Origin of the sequence: Streptosporangium sandarakinum, from assembly GCF_050942225.1 — a bacterium.
Lineage (GTDB): Bacteria > Actinomycetota > Actinomycetes > Streptosporangiales > Streptosporangiaceae > Streptosporangium > Streptosporangium nondiastaticum.
Genome location: NZ_CP192034.1, coordinates 5,820,764 through 5,839,360, shown reverse-complemented (window position 1 = coordinate 5,839,360; position 18,597 = coordinate 5,820,764). Strand labels below are relative to the sequence as shown.

Below are 18,597 nucleotides of genomic sequence, written 5' to 3'. Positions count from 1 at the left end.
ATGACCGAGACCACCGGAAGCACCGGAACCACCGGGAGCACCGAGATCGTCGTGCCGGAGATGTCGCTGATCGTGCTCGTCGGGATCTCCGGCAGCGGCAAGTCGACCTTCGCCCGCCGCCGCTTCGCGCCCACCCAGGTCATCTCCTCCGACTTCTGCCGCGGACTGGTGGCCGACGACGAGAACGACCAGGGCGCCAGCGCCGACGCCTTCGACGTGCTGCACCACATCGTCGGCACCCGCCTGCGGCGCGGCCTGCTGACGGTCGTGGACGCCACGAACGTCCAGCGGGAGGCGCGCGGGAAGCTCGTCGAGCTCGCCAAGGCCCACGACGTGCTCGCCGACGCGATCGTCCTGGACGTGCCCGAGCCGGTCGCGGCCGGGCGCAACGCGGCCAGGCCCGACCGGGACTTCGGGCCCCACGTGATCCGGCGGCAGGCCAAGGACCTGCGCCGGTCGATGCGGGGCCTCTCCCGCGAGGGGTTCCGCCGGGTCCACGTGCTGCGCGGAACCGACGAGATCGAGGCCGCCACGGTCGTCACCGAGCGGGCGTGGACCGACCGGCGGGAGCTGACCGGCCCGTTCGACATCATCGGCGACGTGCACGGCTGCCGCGCCGAGCTGGAGGCGCTGCTGCGCGACCTCGGCTGGGAGATCCACCCCGACGGCGCCGGAGCGACCCACCCCGAGGGCCGGACGGCGGTCTTCCTCGGCGACCTGGTCGACCGCGGGCCCGACACGCCGGGCGTGCTCCGGCTGGTCATGGGCATGGTCGCCGCCGGGACGGCGCTGTGCGTGTCGGGCAACCACGAGCAGAAGCTCGCCCGCGCCCTCGCCGGCCGCAAGGTCAGGGTCGCCCACGGCCTCGCGGAGTCGCTGGAGCAGCTCGCGGCCGAGCCGGAGGAGTTCCGCGCCGCCGCGCTGACCTTCATGAACGGGCTGATCAGCCACTACCGGCTCGACGGCGGACGGCTCGTCGTCGCGCACGCCGGGCTGAAGGAGGCGTACCACGGCCGCGCCTCGGGGCGGGTGCGCTCCTTCGCGCTGTACGGCGACGCCACCGGCGAGACCGACGAGTACGGCCTGCCGGTGCGCTACCCCTGGGCGCGGGAGTACCGGGGCCGGGCCACGGTCGTCTACGGCCACACCCCCGTCCCCGAGCCCGAGTGGGTCAACAACACGATCTGCCTGGACACCGGGGCCGTGTTCGGCGGCCGGCTCACCGCGCTGCGCTACCCCGAGAAGGAGATCGTCTCGGTGCCGGCCGGGAAGACCTGGTACGAGCCGCTCCGGCCGCTCCGGCCGGTTTCCGCCCCCGGCGGCCGCGACCCGGGCACGCTCGCCGCGAGCGACGTCCGGGGCCCCATGCACGTCGAGGTGCGCCACGGCGGCGGCCGTATCAAGGTCCGGGAGGAGAACGCGGCCGCGGCACTGGAGATCATGAGCCGGTTCGCGGTCGATCCGCGCTGGCTGGTCTACCTGCCGCCGACGATGGCGCCGCCGGAGACCTCCGCCCTCGACGGCTGCCTGGAGCACCCGGAGGAGGCGTTCGCGGAGTTCGCCGCGGCCGGGGTCACCCGCGTCGTCTGCCAGGAGAAGCACATGGGGTCGCGGGCGGTCGCCGTGCTCGCCAGGAACGCGGAGACGGCCGCCGCGCGGTTCGGGGTCTCCGACGGGAGCACGGGGGTCGTGCACACCCGCACCGGCCGGTCCTTCTTCGACGACACCACCGGGCTGGTGGACCGGCTCCGGCGGGCATGCGAGCCGCTCATGGACGAGCTGGGCACCGACTGGCTGGTGCTCGACGGCGAGCTGCTGCCCTGGTCGGCGAAGGCGGAGGGGCTGATCCGCAGCCAGTACGCGTCGGTGGGGGCGGCGGCCCGCGCCGCTCTGCCCGAGGCGGTCGCCGCGCTGGAGGCGGCGGCCGGGCGCGGGTTGGATGTGGGCGATCTGCTGGACCGCACCCGTCGCCGCCTGGATAACGCTGCCCGATTCCGGGACGCCTATGCGCGATACTGCTGGGAAGTGGACGGACTGGACGGCCTGCGGCTGGCGCCGTTCCAGATCCTGGCCTGCGAGGGCCGCGTCACCGCCCTGGAGCCGCACACCTGGCACCTGGAGACTCTCTCGCGGCTCACCGACCCGCTGATCGCGCCCACCCGGCACGTGTTCGCCGACCTCGCCTCGGACTCCTCCCGGGAGGCGGCCACCGCCTGGTGGTCGGAGCTGACCGCCGCCGGCGGCGAGGGCATGGTGGTCAAGCCGCTGGACGCCCCGGAGGGAAGCCGGGCGCAGCCCGGCATCAAGGTGCGCGGCCGGGAGTATCTGCGGATCGTCTACGGCCCCGACTACACCGAGAGCCTTCCGGAGCTGCGCCATCGCTTCCTGGGCCGCAAGCGCTCGCTGGCCCTGCGCGAGTACGCCCTGGGCCTGGAGGCGCTCTCCCGGCTGGCCGAGGGCGAGCCGCTGTGGCGGGTCCACGAACCGGTCTTCGCGGTCCTGGCGCTGGAGTCGGAGCCGGTGGACCCGCGCCTGTAGCTCCCGGGGGCACGTCCGGGCGGCACCGGGCCGCGCCGGGCGGGCCCGCGTCCGCGAACCTCGGGGAGGACGGTGATCCCCCGGTAAAGACCGGGACAGGAGCGGGATATTTCCCCGCCCGCCCGGCGAGTCCTTTCCGTACCGGTCCATAGGCTTGGAGCCCGGATCAGGCTTGTGGCCCGGACCATCGGAGGGGGACGTCGTGAGGTTCGACCGCGCTGCCCTGAGGGAGGTCGTCTCCATCAGCGATGAGCTGGGGGTCCTGTCCTTCTACGTGACCGTGGACCCCCGGGCCGACCCGGGGTCGCGCCCCGCGTGGCGGATCAAGTTCGCCAACGACCTGGGCGAGCTGCGCGGGCGGGCCGAGGCCGACCCCGAGCGGGCGCGGCGCACGGCCGTCCTGAAGCGGCTGGACGGGCTGGAGCGCGACTTCCACGCACTGCTCGACCCGTCCCGGCCGGGGGTGGGGCGGGTGTTGTTCGCCCCGGTCGGCAGGGACGAGGCGCGGACCTTCTCCTTCCAGCTGCCGGTCGCCGACCAGATGGTGCTGGAGACGACGGCGTACGTGCGCCCGCTGGTCAACACCGTGGAGACCGCGCCGCCCGCCGGGATCGTCGTGGTGTCCCGGGACGGGACGCGCGTGGTCGACTACCGGTACGGCCAGGCCGAGGACCTCGGCGGAATGCGCTTCGAGATCGCCTCCGACGACTGGCGTGACCCCGGTGGCCCCTCGCGCACCGACTATCCCTCGCACGGCACCCCCTACCGCGACAGGTTCGAGAGGAGGGTCGCCGACAACGTCGCCCGCCTGACGCGCGAGGCGGGTCAGCGCGTCGCCGAGGAGGCCGCGAACCGCGGCTGGACCGCGACCGTGGTGCTCGGCGACCCTCCGCTGGGCGAGATCCTCGCCGGGGAGCTGAACGGCGACGTCATCCAGCTCGGCTCGGTGGCGGAGCCGGGGTCCCCGACGAAGCTGGTCGAGCGGGTGCGGCCGCAGCTGGAGCAGGCCAGGACCCGCCTGGGCGCCCTGCTGGCCGGCCAGGCCAGGGACGGGGCGCTGTCCGGCGGGCGGGGGTCGCTCGGCCTGGCGGACACGCTCGGCGCGCTGAACGACAGCCGGGTGGCGCAGCTCCTGCTGGACGAGTCCCGGGAGTGGAGCGGCAGGTGCGCCGCGGACGGGCTGCTCTACCCGCCGTACGCGACCCCGCCGGGTAATCCGGAGATCACCGAGGAGACCAGGATGGGCGAGCGCATGATCGAGCGGGCCCTGGACATCGACGCCGAGGTGATCGTCCTGGACGGCGCGGCCGCCGAGGCCCTGGCCGACGTCGACGGGGTCGGGGCGATCCTGCGCTGGTGACCGGCCGCGGACCCGGGCCGGTCACCGCCCGGTCACCGTGAAAGACTTTCACACGGAGCCCGTCGGGCCGTCCCGGTCCCGTACGCCCGGCCGGTGTCACCGGATCCGCCGGGCGCCGTCGGGTGCTCTCGGGCACTGTCGGGCACTGTCGGGCCGCACGCCGACGAGCCGCGTTCCGCCGGCCCGCGGCGGGGACGTCGCCCTTCGCGATGCCGTACCACCCCCCGTGACAAGAGCGGGTCAATGTCTCTGTGCTGATCTGCGGATACATGTCTTTTTCGGGGGAAAGGACGGTCATGGTCGGTACTACCTCATCAGGATCATCAAGCACATCCAACGAGAACCTCGGGCACGTCGTCTTCATCACCGCCGCGGCGGCGATCGGCGGGTTCCTCTTCGGGTACGACAGCGCCGTCATCAACGGAGCGGTCACCGGCATCCAGAAGCACTTCGGCATCGGCGCGGCCGAGACCGGGGTCGTCGTCGCGATCGCCCTCCTGGGGTCGGCGGTCGGCGCGTGGATCGCCGGGGGGATGGCCGACCGGTGGGGGCGCACCAGGACCATGCAGGTGGCCGCGATCCTGTTCGCGGTGAGCTCCGTCGGCCAGGCGCTGCCGTTCGCCGTGTGGGACCTGGCGCTGTGGCGGGTCCTCGCCGGCGTCGGGATCGGCATGGCGTCGGTGATCGGCCCCGCCTACATCGCCGAGGTCGCCCCGGCCGCCTACCGTGGCCGCCTGGGCTCCTTCCAGCAGCTGGCGATCGTGCTCGGCATCGCCGTATCCCAGCTCGTCAACTACGGGATCGCGCAGTTCGCCGGCGGGAACGTCAACAACACCCTGTTCGGGCTGCAGGCGTGGCAGTGGATGCTCGGCGCCTGCGTGCTGCCCGCCGCGCTCTACCTGATCTTCGCGTCGGTCATCCCCGAGTCGCCGCGGTATCTCATCGCGGCCGGCAAGACGCAGCGCGCCCGCAAGGTCCTCGCCGAGGTGGAGAGCGACGACACCGACCTGGACTCCCGGATCGCGGAGATCAAGAAGTCGCTGCACACCGAGCAGCGGACCCGGCTGCGCGACCTGCGCGGCCCGGCGCTGGGACTGCTGCCGATCGTCTGGATCGGCATCCTGCTGTCGGCCTTCCAGCAGCTCGTCGGCATCAACGTCATCTTCTACTACTCGGCGTCGCTGTGGCAGTCGGTCGGGATCAACCAGAGCAACTCGCTGCTGATCAGCTTCTCCACCTCGATCATCAACATCGTCGGCACGTTCATCGCCATCGCGCTGGTCGACCGGATCGGCCGCAAACCACTGCTGCTGATCGGCTCCACGGGCATGGCGGTCGCGCTGGCCACCGCCGCGTGGGCGTTCAGCGCGGGCGTGCCGTCCGGTGAGAACGTCACCCTGCCGGCCACGCAGGGCGCCGTCGCGCTGGTCGCGGCGCACGTCTTCGTGCTGTTCTTCGCGCTGTCGTGGGGCGTCGTGGTCTGGGTGCTGCTCGGCGAGATGTTCCCCAACCGGCTCCGGGCCGTCGCCCTGTCGGTGGCGGCCACCGCCCAGTGGCTGGCCAACTGGCTGATCACCGTCTCGTTCCCCTCCCTGGCGGAGTGGAACCTGTCGGCCACCTACGTCATCTACGCCTGCTTCGCCGCCCTGTCCTTTGCCTTCGTGGTGTTCAAGGTGCGGGAGACCAAGGGGCGCAAGCTCGAGGAGATGGGTTAGGTTCGTGGCCGTGATCCCCGGAGAACCCGCTCCGGCGCGTCCCCTGCCCCCGCGGGGGGACGCGCCGCCGAGGACCTCGCGTAGGACACCGCGAAGGACCCCGCCGCCGACCCGGGCCGAGCTCGAGGCCGCCAGGGACCGTACGGTCGACGACGTGCTCGGCCCGTCGCTGGACGTGCTGTTCTGCGGCATCAACCCGGGCCTGTACTCGGCCGCCACCGGCCGCCACTTCGCCCGGCCGGGCAACCGCTTCTGGCCCGCGCTGCACCTGTCGGGGTTCACCCCCCGCCTGCTCGACCCGAGCGAGCAGGCGGAGCTGCCCTCGTACGGCCTGGGCATCACCAACGTCGTGGCGCGGGCCACCGCGCAGGCCGCGGAGCTGACCCCGGAGGAGTTCCGGGCGGGCGGCGAGCGGCTGGTCCGGCTGGTCAACGAGATCCGGCCCCGCGTGCTCGCGGTGGCCGGGGTGACCGCCTACCGCACCGCGTTCGGCGACCCGAAGGCGGCGGTCGGGCCGCAGGACGCCGCGATCGGCGACACGGCCGTGTGGGTGCTGCCCAACCCCAGCGGACTGAACGCCCACTGGCCCCTCGACCGGATCGTGGGGGAGCTGCGCAGGCTGCGGGAGTCGCTGCGCGGGTGAGGACCCGGAGTCCGGAGCCTCACGCCCCGTGTCCTCACGGGCGCCGCGTTCTCCGCGGTGCCCCGGCCGTACGGCGTTGCCGTGTGTGCCGCCGGCCGCGCGTCAGAAGGGCCGCCTGCGGCCCGGCCGCCGTCCCCGGTACCCGGCGTGCGGACCCCACGCGTGGTGCCTCCAGGGCCGCGGAGGCCACGCGCCGCCCTCGCCCGGACCCCATCCGCCCCGGCCCCCGGAATGCGGCCCCCACGCCATCGGATGGGCCGCCGGGGGTCGGTGCTCCCAGCCCCGCGCCCGCGACCGCCTCCGGTGGACCATCCCCATCACCGCCATCATCAGCCAGACGGTGAGAAGGATCCGGAGCACCCCGAACCCGGCGGCCGCCACCCCGGCCACCAGCATCACCGGGAGGAACACGAACGCCGGCGGCCGGCCGTGGCGGCGCCAGGCGGGGCGCGGGGGGTGGATCCCGCCGGGGTCCCCGTGCCCTCCGTGTCCCTCGTGTCCCGCATGCTCCGTGAGGCCCTCGTGCCCGCCCTCGGGGCCCGTGCCCCGCCCGCCGTACCCGCCGGGCAGGTCGGCGCCGACCCGGGCCAGTTCGCCGCCGGTGCGCGCGGCCAGGACCAGGTCGACGCGCTCGCCGAACTCCTCCAGGGTCAGCCGGCCCCGCGCGTAGTGCTCGCGCAGGGCCGACACCGCCGCGTCGCGCTCGGCGTCTCCGATGCGGAGATCGTCGTGGGACGTCATCGCCTGATCACTCCTCGTCCTGGTCGCCGTCCGCGAGGATCTGGTACAGCTTGCGGCGCGTCTCGACGAGCGTCTGCCGGGCCTGGCGGATCTGGGCGTCGCTGCCGGTCTGCAGGATCTGGGTCATGGCGAACCCCGCCTGCCGGACGATGTCCATCAGCTCCCAGGTGCTGTCGTCGACCTCGGGGGTCATCTCCTCCCAGGGGGCGCGCAGCTCGTCGGCGTGTTCGGCGACGTAGGCCCGGCCGGCGTCGGTGAGCCGGAAGGACTTGCGGCCGTCGCTCTCCTCCGACAGGACCAGGCCCTCGTCGGCGAGCTGCTGCAGCGCCGGGTAGACCGCGCCGGGGCTGGGCTTCCAGCCTCCCTGGCTGCGCTGGGCGATCTCCTGGATGATCTGGTAGCCGTTGCGCGGCTCCTCCGACAGCAGGGCCAGGATCGCCGCGCGGACGTCGCCGCGCTTGGCCTTGCGCCCCCTGCCGAACTGGCCGCGGCCACCGCCGAACGGACCGCCGCCGAACGGCCCGCCGAAGGGGCCGCGCCTGCCGAAGTCCCAGGGGAAGGAGCCGCCGGGGAAGGGGCCGCGGTGCCCGCGGTGGCGGTGCTCGTGCGGCCCGCCCTCGTGGGGGCCCTGCCCGTGCGGACCGTGCGGGCCGTGACCGCCGTGGTGCGGCGCGTCCTGGTGCCAACCGGTGGCCATCGCCCGTACGGCCTCCCTTGCCGCGCGCTTCATCTCTCGCCGGATCCGTCGCGGGTCGGCGGCCTCCCAGGGGCCGCCCATGGCGTGTGCGGAACTCATGTGCACCTCCGTGCCGATCGTCTTCCGAACGTTCTCGATGCTTCAAAGATATATCGATACTATTCCGTCGGCAACCCCCGAAGACGATCAAGCCCGGCGGGGCGGGTCGCGCACCGCCGCCCGTTCGCCCGCCGCTGCCGCGGTGATTCGGACGTGACCGGAGAGGGGGTTCGGGGCGGCCGGAGAGGGGGTTCGAGGCCGAGATCGAGGTCATCGGGCAAAAAAGTGAGGTAGATCACCTAATTCTCAGCGGATTTCGGAACAACCACCGAGACCTGGGCGTTACAAATGACATAGACGGGATTCGTTCCGTGTCGGAAGGGCTGGGGGGTGCTTTCGGCACGGAACGGTCCCGTCTGTTGTTTCCAGGGGCAAGGTGAGGGCCCGCCGGGTTTCCCGGCGGGTCCTTCTCCGTTCCCGGCCGCTTCTCCGCCGCTCCCGGCGCCCGATCACCGCCGCCCCCGACGCCTCGCCTCCCGTCGCGCCGGGCGTTCCGTCCTCGGGTGAGCGGACCTCACCGGTACGGCCCGGCGGGTGCCCCGCCGGTAAGACACTGATCACGCCCGGGCGACACGCCAAGGGCGGAAGATGGCACTGTCCGCTCCTTTTGAGAGGCTTTGCCGTACTCTCCCTCTAGTGATCTTGATAGGGGTGTTGGGCCGATGATGGGGCATACGCACGCGCTCACCGGGGCGGTCGCCTGGCTGGGGGTGGCGCCGACGCTGGCCGCGCTGCCGCTGCTCACCGAGTCCTCCCGGTTCGTGGACGCCGGCGTCATGGTGAACGCGCTCACCCCCGCGGAGTTCATCGCCGGGACGCTGGTCTGCGCCGGGGCCGCGATGCTGCCCGACCTGGACCATCCCAGCGCGACGATCGCCCAGACGTTCGGGCCGGTCACCTGGGTGCTGAGCAAGGCCGTGGCGTGGCTGAGCGGCGGTCACCGCAACGCCACCCACTCGCTGGTGTTCGCGGTCGCCGTCGGGTTCGGCGCCCACTACCTGGCCAACACCTACCCCCTCGGCCGGGACATCCTGGTCGCGCTGCTCATCGGCCTGGCGATCCGGGCGGTCGGCATCGGCGTCCCGGGCAACAAGGTCGCCTCCGCGATGGTCGACATCGGCCTGACGGCCGGGCTGTTCATCGTGTTCCGCAGCTACCACGTGGGCTACGCCTGGCTCGGGCTGGCGGTCGGGATCGGCTCTCTCATCCACGTCGTCGGGGACTGCTGCACGGAGAAGGGCTGCCCGGTGCTGTGGCCGATACGCGCGCGCTGGGTGCTGCCGTGGAAGATCGGCATCAAGACCGGCCGGGCCTTCGAGCAGAAGTTCCTCGCCCCCCTGCTCTCCCTGATCGTCGTGGGCCTGCTCTGCATGCGGTTCGTCCAGTTCTGAGAGGCCCACACCCCGCGAGGGGGCGCCGGTGTCTGGACTGATGAGCGCCGCGAGGGGGCGCCGGTGTCTGGACTGAGGAGAGAGCGAGCGAAGCGAGCGAACGACGAGGGAAGACACCGGGTCTGAGCCCCCGAGCCGCGACGCGCAGCGTCGCCATGAGCACAGCGAGGGAAGACACCGGGCAAGAGCCCCCGAGCCGCGACGCGCAGCGTCGCCATGAGCACAGCGAGGGAAGACACCGGGCAAGAGCCCCCGAGCCGCGACGCGCAGCGTCGCCATGAGCACAGCGAGGGAAGACACCGGGCAAGAGCCCCCGAGCCGCGACGCGCAGCGTCGCCGTGTTAGCAGTTAACTTGATGTCGAGATATCTGGCACGATATCTTGATGTCGAGACATCCGCCGCGGTCCGTGGGCGGCCCCGGGTTAGGCGTACCTAACCGACATGGGCGCTCCGCAGGTGCGGCAGGATTTCAAATGCGCCCTCACAGATGGCGCTTCAAGACCAACAGGGTGACTGAGGGAGGCGAACCGTGTCCACGAACAGCTTCGGCAGCCGTGACACGCTCCGCGTCGGGGACGCGGAATACGAGATCTACCGGCTGAACGCCGTGGAGGGGTCGGGGCGCCTCCCGTACAGCCTGAAGATCCTGCTGGAGAACCTTCTCCGCACCGAGGACGGCGCGAACATCACCGCCGACCACATCCGCGCCCTGGGCCAGTGGGATCCGAAGGCCGCGCCGAGCGTGGAGATCCAGTTCACCCCGGCCCGCGTGATCATGCAGGACTTCACCGGCGTCCCCTGCGTCGTGGACCTCGCCACCATGCGCGAGGCCGTCCGCGACCTCGGCGGCGACCCGGCCCGGATCAACCCGCTCGCCCCGGCCGAGATGGTCATCGACCACTCCGTCATCGTCGACTTCTTCGGCGGCCCCGACTCCTTCCGGCGCAACGTCGAGCGCGAGTACGAGCGCAACCGCGAGCGCTACCAGTTCCTGCGCTGGGGCCAGACCGCCTTCGACGAGTTCAAGGTCGTCCCGCCGGGCACCGGCATCGTGCACCAGGTCAACATCGAGCACCTGGCCCGCGTCGTCATGACGCGAAGCGTCGGAAAGGACGGCAAGGCAGTCCTCACCGCTTACCCGGACACCTGCGTCGGCACCGACTCCCACACCACGATGGAGAACGGCATCGGCGTCCTCGGCTGGGGCGTCGGCGGCATCGAGGCCGAGGCCGCGATGCTCGGCCAGCCGATCTCCATGCTGATCCCGCGCGTGGTCGGCTTCAAGCTGACCGGCAAGCTCCCGGCCGGCGCCACCGCCACCGACCTGGTGCTCACCATCACCGAGATGCTGCGCAAGCACGGCGTCGTCGGCAAGTTCGTCGAGTTCTACGGCGAGGGCGTCTCCAGCGTTCCGCTGGCCAACCGCGCCACCATCGGCAACATGAGCCCCGAGTTCGGCTCCACCTGCGCGATCTTCCCGATCGACGGCGAGACGATCAGCTACCTCCGCCTCACCGGCCGTTCCGAGGAGCAGGTCGCCCTCGTCGAGGCCTACGCCAAGGCCCAGGGCATGTGGCTCGACCCCTCCGCCGAGGAGCCGGTCTTCTCCGAGTACATCGAGCTCGACCTGTCCACGGTCGTGCCGTCCATCGCCGGCCCCAAGCGCCCGCAGGACCGCATCGCGCTGTCCGAGGCCAAGAGCGCCTGGCGCGCCGCCGTCAAGGACTACGCCCCGAGCGTCATGGGCCCGGCCGACGAGGCGTCCGAGGAGTCCTTCCCCGCGTCCGACTCCCCGGCGATCTCGCACGGCGGCGACGACGACGTCCCGCACGCCCCCGGGCGCAACGGCGACCGTCCCCGCAAGCCGGTCCAGGTCACGCTGTCCGACGGCACGAGCTTCGAGATCGACCACGGCGTGGTGACCATCGCGGCCATCACCAGCTGCACCAACACCTCCAACCCCTACGTCATGATGGGCGCGGCGCTGCTGGCCAAGAACGCGGTCGAGAAGGGCCTGTCCCGCAAGCCGTGGGTCAAGACCTCCCTCGCCCCGGGCTCGCAGGTCGTCACCGGCTACTTCGAGCGCTCCGGCCTCCAGCCGTACCTCGACAAGATCGGCTTCAACCTGGTCGGCTACGGCTGCACCACCTGCATCGGCAACTCCGGTCCGCTGCAGGAGGAGATCTCCGCCGCCATCCAGGAGAACGACCTCGCGGTCACCGCGGTGCTGTCCGGCAACCGCAACTTCGAGGGCCGGATCAACCCCGACGTCAAGATGAACTACCTGGCCTCGCCGCCGCTGGTCGTCGCCTACGCCCTCGCCGGCACCATGGACATCGACCTGAACAACGAGCCGCTGGGCATGGGCGCCGACGGTAAGCCGGTCTTCCTCGCCGACATCTGGCCGTCGCCGGAGGAGGTCTCGGCCGTCGTCGCCGACTCCATCGACCAGGAGATGTTCCTGCACGACTACGCCGACGTCTTCAAGGGCGACGAGACCTGGCAGTCGCTGCCGATCCCGACCGGCGACACCTTCGAGTGGGACCCGGCCTCGACCTACGTCCGCAAGGCCCCCTACTTCGACGGCATGCCGCGCGACCCGCAGCCGGTGACGGACATCTCCGGCGCCCGGGTCCTCGCCAAGCTGGGCGACTCGGTCACCACCGACCACATCTCCCCGGCCGGCGCCATCAAGGTCGGCACGCCCGCCGCCGAGTACCTGCGCGAGAACGGCGTCGAGGTCAGGGACTTCAACTCCTACGGCTCGCGCCGCGGCAACCACGAGGTGATGATCCGCGGCACCTTCGCCAACATCCGGCTGAAGAACCTGCTGCTCGACGGCGTGGAGGGCGGCTACACCCGCGACTTCACCCTTGAGGGCGGCCCGCAGAGCTTCATCTACGACGCCTCCGTCAACTACCAGGCCGCGGGCGTCCCGCTCGTCGTCCTGGCGGGCAAGGAGTACGGTTCCGGCTCCTCGCGCGACTGGGCGGCCAAGGGCACCGCGCTGCTCGGCGTCCGCGCCGTGATCGCCGAGTCCTACGAGCGCATCCACCGCTCCAACCTGATCGGCATGGGCGTGCTGCCGCTGCAGTTCCCCGAGGGCGAGACGGCCGAGTCCCTCGGCCTGACCGGTGAGGAGACCTTCGACATCACCGGTGTCGAGGCCCTCAACGAGGGCGGCGTCCCGCGGACCGTGACGGTCCGGGCCGACGGCAGGGAGTTCGAGGCGGTCGTGCGCATCGACACCCCCGGAGAGGCCGACTACTACCGCCACGGCGGCATCATGCAGTACGTGCTGCGCTCCCTGCTCGCCAAGAGCTGAGTCAGGGGGGCGCGGGGGCGGTGACGTCGCCCCCGCGCCCGCACCGGGGCGACACCCCATACCGAGCCGCCCGGCGGGACACCTCCCGCCGGGCGGCTCGGCGTTTCCCAGGACTTCGCCACCGGGCGGCTCGACGCGTCAGGACCCTCACCGGCCGGGCAGCCCGGGGGACCGGAGGTCCCCCGGGGCCGCCCCGTGGTCCGGCCGCCCCATGGGTAATTCCTTTTCGGTGACGGGAGCCCGGGCTCTACCGTCGTCCTGTGACTCATGAGACCTTCATCGTCGTCTGCGCGGGCCTGGCGGTCTTCGCCGGGGCGGTCGTGCAGGGGTCGATCGGCTTCGGGCTGGGCCTGGTGGCCGCCCCGCTGATCACGCTGCTCGACCCCACGCTCATGCCCGGGGCCGCCCAGGTCGTGAACGCCACGCTGCCGCTGTTCACGCTGGCCACGGAGTGGCGCAGGGTGGACTGGCGGGGGCTGGGGTTCGCCCTCCTGGGCCGGGTGCCCGGCAGCCTCCTGGGCGGCCTGGTCGTCCTCTACGTCTCCACGCGGGCCCTGGGCGTCCTCGTCGGGGCGATGGTGCTGCTCGCGGTCGGCCTGACCGGGCGGGCGGTTGCGGTGCGCCGTACCGGCGGGACCGTCACCGGGGCGGGCTTCGTCTCCGGGATCACCGGCACCGCGACCGGGATCGGCGGCCCGCCGATGGCCCTGGTCTACCAGAGCGCCAAGGGCCCGCAGATCCGGGCCACGCTCGCGATGTTCTTCATGATCAGCGCATGCCAGTCGCTGGTCGTCCTCGCGTTCGTGGACAGGCTTCCGGCGCGGGCGCTCTCCTTCGGGGCGCTGCTGATCCCCTTCCTCGTCGCGGGGTTCGCGGTGTCCAGGCCGCTGCGGCGCTTCCTGGACGGCGGGCGGGTCAGGATCGCGATCCTCGCGCTGGCCGCCGTTTCCGCGCTCTCGCTGATCATCACCAGCGCGCTGGGTTGAGTGCGTGTTTCTGGATTGTTACCGGAGGCAACAAACTTTACCGACGAAAAGTCTGGTGCTCTGGCCAACGGCGGAATACGTTGCGGCAAACAACATTCAACGGGATGGCAGGCCGGCCCCGGCCGGCCGTACCCGCTGATCCGGCATGCCGTACCTCTACCCCCGCCCCCCATGACGAAAGGACCCGTGCGATGCGCAAGGGGATCCTCAGCCTGACCGCCGCCGCCGCGCTCCTGACCTTCGGCCTCGCCGCCTGCGGAGACGACGGCGCCACCACCGCCGCCCCGGACGGCGCCGCCTCCTCCGCGGGCGCCGGGGCCAAGGCCGCCGGCAAGGTCGGCGTCATCCTGCCCGACAGCAAGTCCTCCGCCCGCTGGGAGACGGCCGACCGCAAGTACCTGGAAGAGGCGTTCAAGGCCGCGGGCGTCGCCTACGACATCCAGAACGCCCAGGGCGACAAGACCCAGTTCCAGACCATCGCCGACCAGATGATCACCAACGGCGCGACCGTGCTGATGATCGTCAACCTCGACAGCGGCACCGGCAAGGCCGTGCTCGACAAGGCCAAGTCCCAGGGCGTGGCCACCATCGACTACGACCGCCTCACCCTGGGCGGCGGCGCCGCCTACTACGTCAGCTTCGACAACACCAAGGTCGGCACGCTGCAGGGCGAGGGCCTCGTCAAGTGCCTCACCGACAAGAAGGCCGACAAGCCGATCATCGCCGAGCTCAACGGCTCGCCCACCGACAACAACGCCACGCTCTTCAAGAACGGCTACGACGGCGTGCTCAAGCCGAAGTACGACTCCGGCGACTACAAGAAGGGCCCCGACCAGTCGGTGCCCGACTGGGACAACGCCCAGGCCGGAACGATCTTCGAGCAGATGCTGACCGAGCAGCCGAAGATCGCCGGCGTGCTCGCCGCCAACGACGGCCTCGGCAACGCCGCCATCACCGTGCTGAAGAAGAACAACCTCAACGGCAAGGTCCCGGTCACCGGTCAGGACGCCACCGTGCAGGGCCTGCAGAACATCCTCGCCGGCGACCAGTGCATGACGGTCTACAAGGCCATCAAGAAGGAGGCCGACGCCGCCTCCCAGCTCGCCATCGCCCTCGCCAAGGGCGAGAAGCCGGCCGCGTCCGGCAGCGTCAAGGACACCGAGAGCGGCGCGGACGTCCCGGCCGTCCTGCTGGACCCGCAGGCCATCTACTTCGACAACGTCAAGGACGTCGTGGCGGACGGCTACGTGACCAAGGACGAGCTGTGCACCGGCGACTTCGCCGACAAGTGCACCGAGGCCGGAATCCAGTAACGATGCGCCGGGGTGCGCCCGCCCGCCTCACGGGAGGGCGCACCCCGCCCGGGCGCGGCTCCGCCGTACCCCTCGGCCGGGCGGGCGCCGGTCCGGCGGTGAAAGCCGGACGGTGAACGGCCCGGCGGTGAACGGCCGGGCCGCGAACAGTCCGGCGGTGAACGGCCGGGCCGCGAGAGGGCCGCGCGCAACGAGCACAGGGAGAAAAACCCCATGACCCCCGTACTGGAACTCCGCGGGATCGACAAGAGCTTCGGCCCCGTCCAGGTCCTGCACGACGTCGACTTCTCCGTCCACCCCGGAGAGGTCACCGCGCTGGTCGGCGACAACGGCGCCGGTAAGTCCACCCTCGTCAAGTGCATCGGCGGCATCCACGCCGTCGACTCCGGCGAGTACCTCTTCGACGGCAAGAACGTCCAGATCAACAGCCCCCGCGACGCCGCCGAGCTCGGCATCGAGATCGTCTACCAGGACCTCGCGCTCTGCGACAACCTCGACATCGTCCAGAACATGTTCCTCGGCCGCGAGCACCGGCGCGGCATCGTCCTCGACGAGGACACCATGGAGGAGATGGCCGCCAGGACCCTGGAGAGCCTGTCGGTCAGGACCGTCAAGTCCATCCGCCAGCACGTCTCCAGCCTCTCCGGCGGCCAGCGCCAGACCGTGGCCATCGCCAAGGCCGTCCTCTGGAACAGCAAGGTCGTCATCCTCGACGAGCCGACCGCCGCGCTCGGCGTCGCCCAGACCGCGCAGGTCCTCGAACTGGTCCGCCGCCTGGCCGACCAGGGACTGGCCGTCGTGCTCATCTCCCACAACATGAACGACGTGTTCGCCGTGTCCGACCGGATCGCCGCCCTCTACCTCGGCCGGATGGCCGCGCAGGTCAGGACGTCCGACGTCACCCACGCGCAGGTCGTCGAACTGATCACCTCCGGCCGGAGCGGCGACCTCGGCCTCACCAACGGAGTCAGCGCATGACCGACACGATCGCCTCGCCGCGCGCGCCCGAGGCCCCCACCATCAGCGGCAGCGTCCGCGGCTACGCCGAGCGGGTGCGCGGCGGCGACATGGGCGCGCTTCCCGCAGTGTTCGGCCTGGTCGTGCTGTGCACGGTCTTCTCGATCCTGCGGCCCTCCTTCCTCACCCCCGGCAACTTCGCCAACCTCCTCACCCAGGGCGCCGCGATCACCGTCATCGCCATGGGCCTCGTCTTCGTCCTGCTGCTCGGCGAGATCGACCTGTCGGCGGGCTTCGCCAGCGGCGTCTGCGCCTCGGTCCTCGCGATCCTCCTCACCGAGCAGGGCATGCCCTGGTACGTCGCGGTCCTCGCGGCCATCATCACCGGCGTGGTGATCGGCGCCGCCCTCGGCACGGTCGTCGCCAAACTCGGCATCCCGTCCTTCGTCGTCACCCTCGCCGCCTTCCTCGGCTTCCAGGGACTCGTCCTGCTGCTGGTCAAGGGCGGCACCAACATCTCCATCCGCGACCAGACGATCGTCGCCATCGCCAACAAGTACCTCCCGCCCGCGCTCGGCTGGGCGCTGCTGGCCCTCGGCGTCGTCGGCTACGCCGCGCTCCAGCTCCTCCGCGCGCGCAAGCGGGCCTCCCGCGGACTGGTCTCCGACCCGATCGCGCTGATCGCCGCCCGGGTGGGCGCCCTCGCCGTGCTCGGCGGCGTCGCCGTCTACATCCTCAACCTGGAACGCAGCCGCAACCCCGCGGTCGTGTCGCTGACCGGCGTGCCGGTCGTCGTGCCGATCATCGTGATCCTGCTGGTGCTGGGGACGTTCGTGCTGCGCCGCACCGCGTACGGCCGCCACCTGTACGCGGTCGGCGGCAACGCCGAGGCCGCGCGCCGGGCCGGCATCAACGTCGACCGGATGAAGATCAGCGCGTTCGTCATCTGCTCCGGCATGGCCGCCGTCGGCGGCATCATCGCCGCCTCCCGCGCCAGCTCCGTCGATCCCAATACCGGCGGCAGCAACGTGCTGCTGTACGCGGTCGGCGCGGCCGTGATCGGCGGCACCAGCCTCTTCGGCGGCAAGGGCCGCGTGCTGGACGCCATCCTCGGCGGCACCGTGGTGGCCGTCATCGAGAACGGCATGGGCCTCATGGGCTACAGCTCCGGCGTCAAGTACGTCGTCACCGGCGCGGTCCTGCTGCTGGCCGCCGGGGTCGACGCCCTGTCGCGCAAGAGGGCCGCCGCCACTGGTCTAAGGTGAGCAGCGACCCCGACCCCTCGAAGGAAACCCACGCGATGCGGGCTGGCCCCTCCCAGGAGGAGATCCGGCGCCACAACCTCGGCGCCCTCCTCCGGCACGTCCACCTCGGCGGCCCGACCTCGCGTGCGGAACTCACCAGCCGGATGGGCCTCAACCGCAGCACCATCATGGCCCTCACCGCCGACCTGACCGCCGCCGGCCTGGTCCGCGAGGAGCTGCCCAGGGAGACCGGCCGGGCGGGCCGCCCCTCCCTGGTGGTGCGGCCGGAGTCGGCGCGGGTCTACGTGTTCGCCTTCGACGTGGGCGTCGACCGGCTGGTCGCCGCCCGCGTCGGCCTGGGCGGCGCCATCCTCGACCGCCGCGAGACCGTACGGCGGCGCGGCCCCTTCTCCCTGGAGGAGATCGTCGGGCCGCTCGCCGGGTTCGCCCGGCAGATGCGCCGCAAGACCCGCCCCGACACCGTGTGCGTCGGCGTCGCCGCGGCCTTCTCCGGCGGTGTGGACCGCGGGAACGGCGTCGTGCGGTTCGGGCCCAACATGGGCCCGGCCGAGGACGTGCCGTTCGCCGAGGAGATGAACCGCCGGCTCGCGTTCGGCATGCCGGTCAAGGTCGGCAACGACGCCAACCTCGCCGCTCTCGCCGAGCACTCACGCGGCGTCGGCGTCGGCTGCCGCGACCTGATCTACCTGCACGGCGACGTCGGCGTCGGCGGCGGCATCATCGTCAACGGCCAGCTCCTCGGCGGCCACGCCGGCTTCGGCGGCGAGATCGGGCACATGGTCGTCAACCCCAAGGGACGCCTGTGCGGCTGCGGGTCCCTGGGCTGCCTGGAGGCGGAGGTGGGGGAGCGGACGCTGCTGGAGGCGGCGGGCCGGGTGCCGGGCGTTCCCCGGGGCGCGTCGCGGACGGGCACGGGCAGGGACTCGGGCGGGTCACAAGGCCCGGATCGGATACCGGGTGTCTCCCGGGGCGCGGGTGAGAACCCGGAGACGCCGTCGGGCGCCGTCTCCGTAACAGCCGACCTGGGCGTCGACGGGTTCGAGACGGCCGGCCCGGGGGCCGAAGGTCGTCGTGAGCGCCTGATCGGCCGCGACGCCGTACGGGCCGTGGTCGACGCCGCCGACCGAGGCGACATCGTCGCCCAGGCGGCCCTCAGCCGGGTCGGCGACTGGCTCGGCCTGGGCGTCGCCAACCTCGTCAACATCTTCAACCCCGAAATGGTCATCTTCGGCGGCATGCTCCGCGAGGTCTACCTCGGCTCCGCCGCCCAGGTCCGCAGCCGCCTCGCCGTGGACGCCCTCTCCGCCTCGCGTGAGGGCCTGCGCCTGCGTACCTCCGCCCTCGGCGACGACGCGACCCTGATGGGCGCGGCCGAACTCGCCTTCGCCCAGGTCCTCGCCGACCCCCTGGAAGCCCTCGCCCGCGCGGGCTCCTGACTCCCGTTTCGGCACGTGACCCGTTCGCGTGGGCCTGCCGCGTGGGCTTGCCGTACGGCGTTGCGGGCACCGGTGTGACGCTGCCGCCGTCGGCCGGAGGCGACCGCACGATCCAAAGACACCCGAGGTT

The 18,597-nt window shown here is 71.9% G+C and carries 13 protein-coding genes; 11 read left to right on the top strand and 2 right to left on the bottom strand.

What is annotated here, in order from left to right; translation table 11 throughout:
- The 4 genes from ACQP10_RS27060 (at window position 1) to mug (ending at window position 6,256) form a co-directional block, all read left to right on the top strand.
- The gene (locus tag ACQP10_RS27060) at window positions 1-2,538 is read left to right on the top strand and encodes a polynucleotide kinase-phosphatase (protein WP_433539971.1); all 2,538 of its coding nucleotides are present in this window, start codon (window positions 1-3) and stop codon (window positions 2,536-2,538) included.
- 202 nt (window positions 2,539-2,740) lie between these two features.
- Window positions 2,741-3,898 carry a VLRF1 family aeRF1-type release factor gene (locus ACQP10_RS27055; protein WP_346022988.1) on the top strand — a complete coding sequence of 386 codons (1,158 nt, stop codon included), beginning with the start codon at window positions 2,741-2,743 and terminating at the stop codon, window positions 3,896-3,898.
- Between the two features lie 296 nt (window positions 3,899-4,194).
- On the top strand, window positions 4,195-5,613 hold the full coding sequence (locus ACQP10_RS27050; protein ID WP_346022987.1) for a sugar porter family MFS transporter: 1,419 nt from the start codon (window positions 4,195-4,197) through the stop codon (window positions 5,611-5,613).
- Between the two features lie 43 nt (window positions 5,614-5,656).
- Entirely contained in the window at window positions 5,657-6,256 is a 600-nt protein-coding gene (mug, locus tag ACQP10_RS27045) for a G/U mismatch-specific DNA glycosylase (protein WP_428837531.1), read from the top strand.
- A 102-nt stretch (window positions 6,257-6,358) separates the two neighbouring features.
- On the opposite strand, the gene ACQP10_RS27040 is transcribed toward mug, so the two are convergent.
- A complete protein-coding gene (locus ACQP10_RS27040; RefSeq protein ID WP_346022985.1) occupies window positions 6,359-6,997 on the bottom strand; it encodes a DUF1707 SHOCT-like domain-containing protein in 639 nt (212 codons plus the stop codon).
- 7 nt (window positions 6,998-7,004) lie between these two features.
- Window positions 7,005-7,793 (bottom strand): PadR family transcriptional regulator, encoded by a 789-nt coding sequence (locus ACQP10_RS27035; protein WP_346022984.1) that lies wholly within the window; start codon window positions 7,791-7,793, stop codon window positions 7,005-7,007.
- Between the two features lie 662 nt (window positions 7,794-8,455).
- On the opposite strand from ACQP10_RS27035, the gene ACQP10_RS27030 reads away from it, so the two are divergent.
- The 7 genes from ACQP10_RS27030 to ACQP10_RS27000 all read left to right on the top strand — a co-directional run bounded on the left by ACQP10_RS27030 (window position 8,456) and on the right by ACQP10_RS27000 (window position 18,467).
- Window positions 8,456-9,184, top strand: coding sequence for a metal-dependent hydrolase (locus tag ACQP10_RS27030; RefSeq protein WP_179827012.1), 729 nt, complete (start codon window positions 8,456-8,458; stop codon window positions 9,182-9,184).
- Window positions 9,185-9,714: 530 nt separating this feature from the next.
- Complete coding sequence (acnA, locus tag ACQP10_RS27025; protein WP_346022983.1) at window positions 9,715-12,510, top strand: aconitate hydratase AcnA; 2,796 nt, start codon at window positions 9,715-9,717, stop codon at window positions 12,508-12,510.
- Between the two features lie 260 nt (window positions 12,511-12,770).
- Window positions 12,771-13,496: a sulfite exporter TauE/SafE family protein gene (locus tag ACQP10_RS27020; protein ID WP_346022982.1), complete on the top strand. Its 726-nt coding sequence runs from the start codon at window positions 12,771-12,773 to the stop codon at window positions 13,494-13,496.
- Window positions 13,497-13,687: 191 nt separating this feature from the next.
- A complete protein-coding gene (locus ACQP10_RS27015) occupies window positions 13,688-14,809 on the top strand; it encodes a sugar ABC transporter substrate-binding protein (RefSeq protein WP_346022981.1) in 1,122 nt (373 codons plus the stop codon).
- A gap of 213 nt (window positions 14,810-15,022) precedes the next feature.
- The gene (locus ACQP10_RS27010; protein ID WP_399499345.1) at window positions 15,023-15,787 is read left to right on the top strand and encodes an ATP-binding cassette domain-containing protein; all 765 of its coding nucleotides are present in this window, start codon (window positions 15,023-15,025) and stop codon (window positions 15,785-15,787) included.
- Entirely contained in the window at window positions 15,784-17,031 is a 1,248-nt protein-coding gene (locus ACQP10_RS27005; protein ID WP_433539970.1) for a sugar ABC transporter permease, read from the top strand. The genes ACQP10_RS27010 and ACQP10_RS27005 overlap by 4 nt, the downstream gene beginning before the upstream one ends.
- Window positions 17,032-17,066: 35 nt before the next feature.
- Entirely contained in the window at window positions 17,067-18,467 is a 1,401-nt protein-coding gene (locus ACQP10_RS27000) for an ROK family transcriptional regulator (RefSeq protein WP_433539969.1), read from the top strand.
- Window positions 18,468-18,597: the final 130 nt, after the last annotated feature.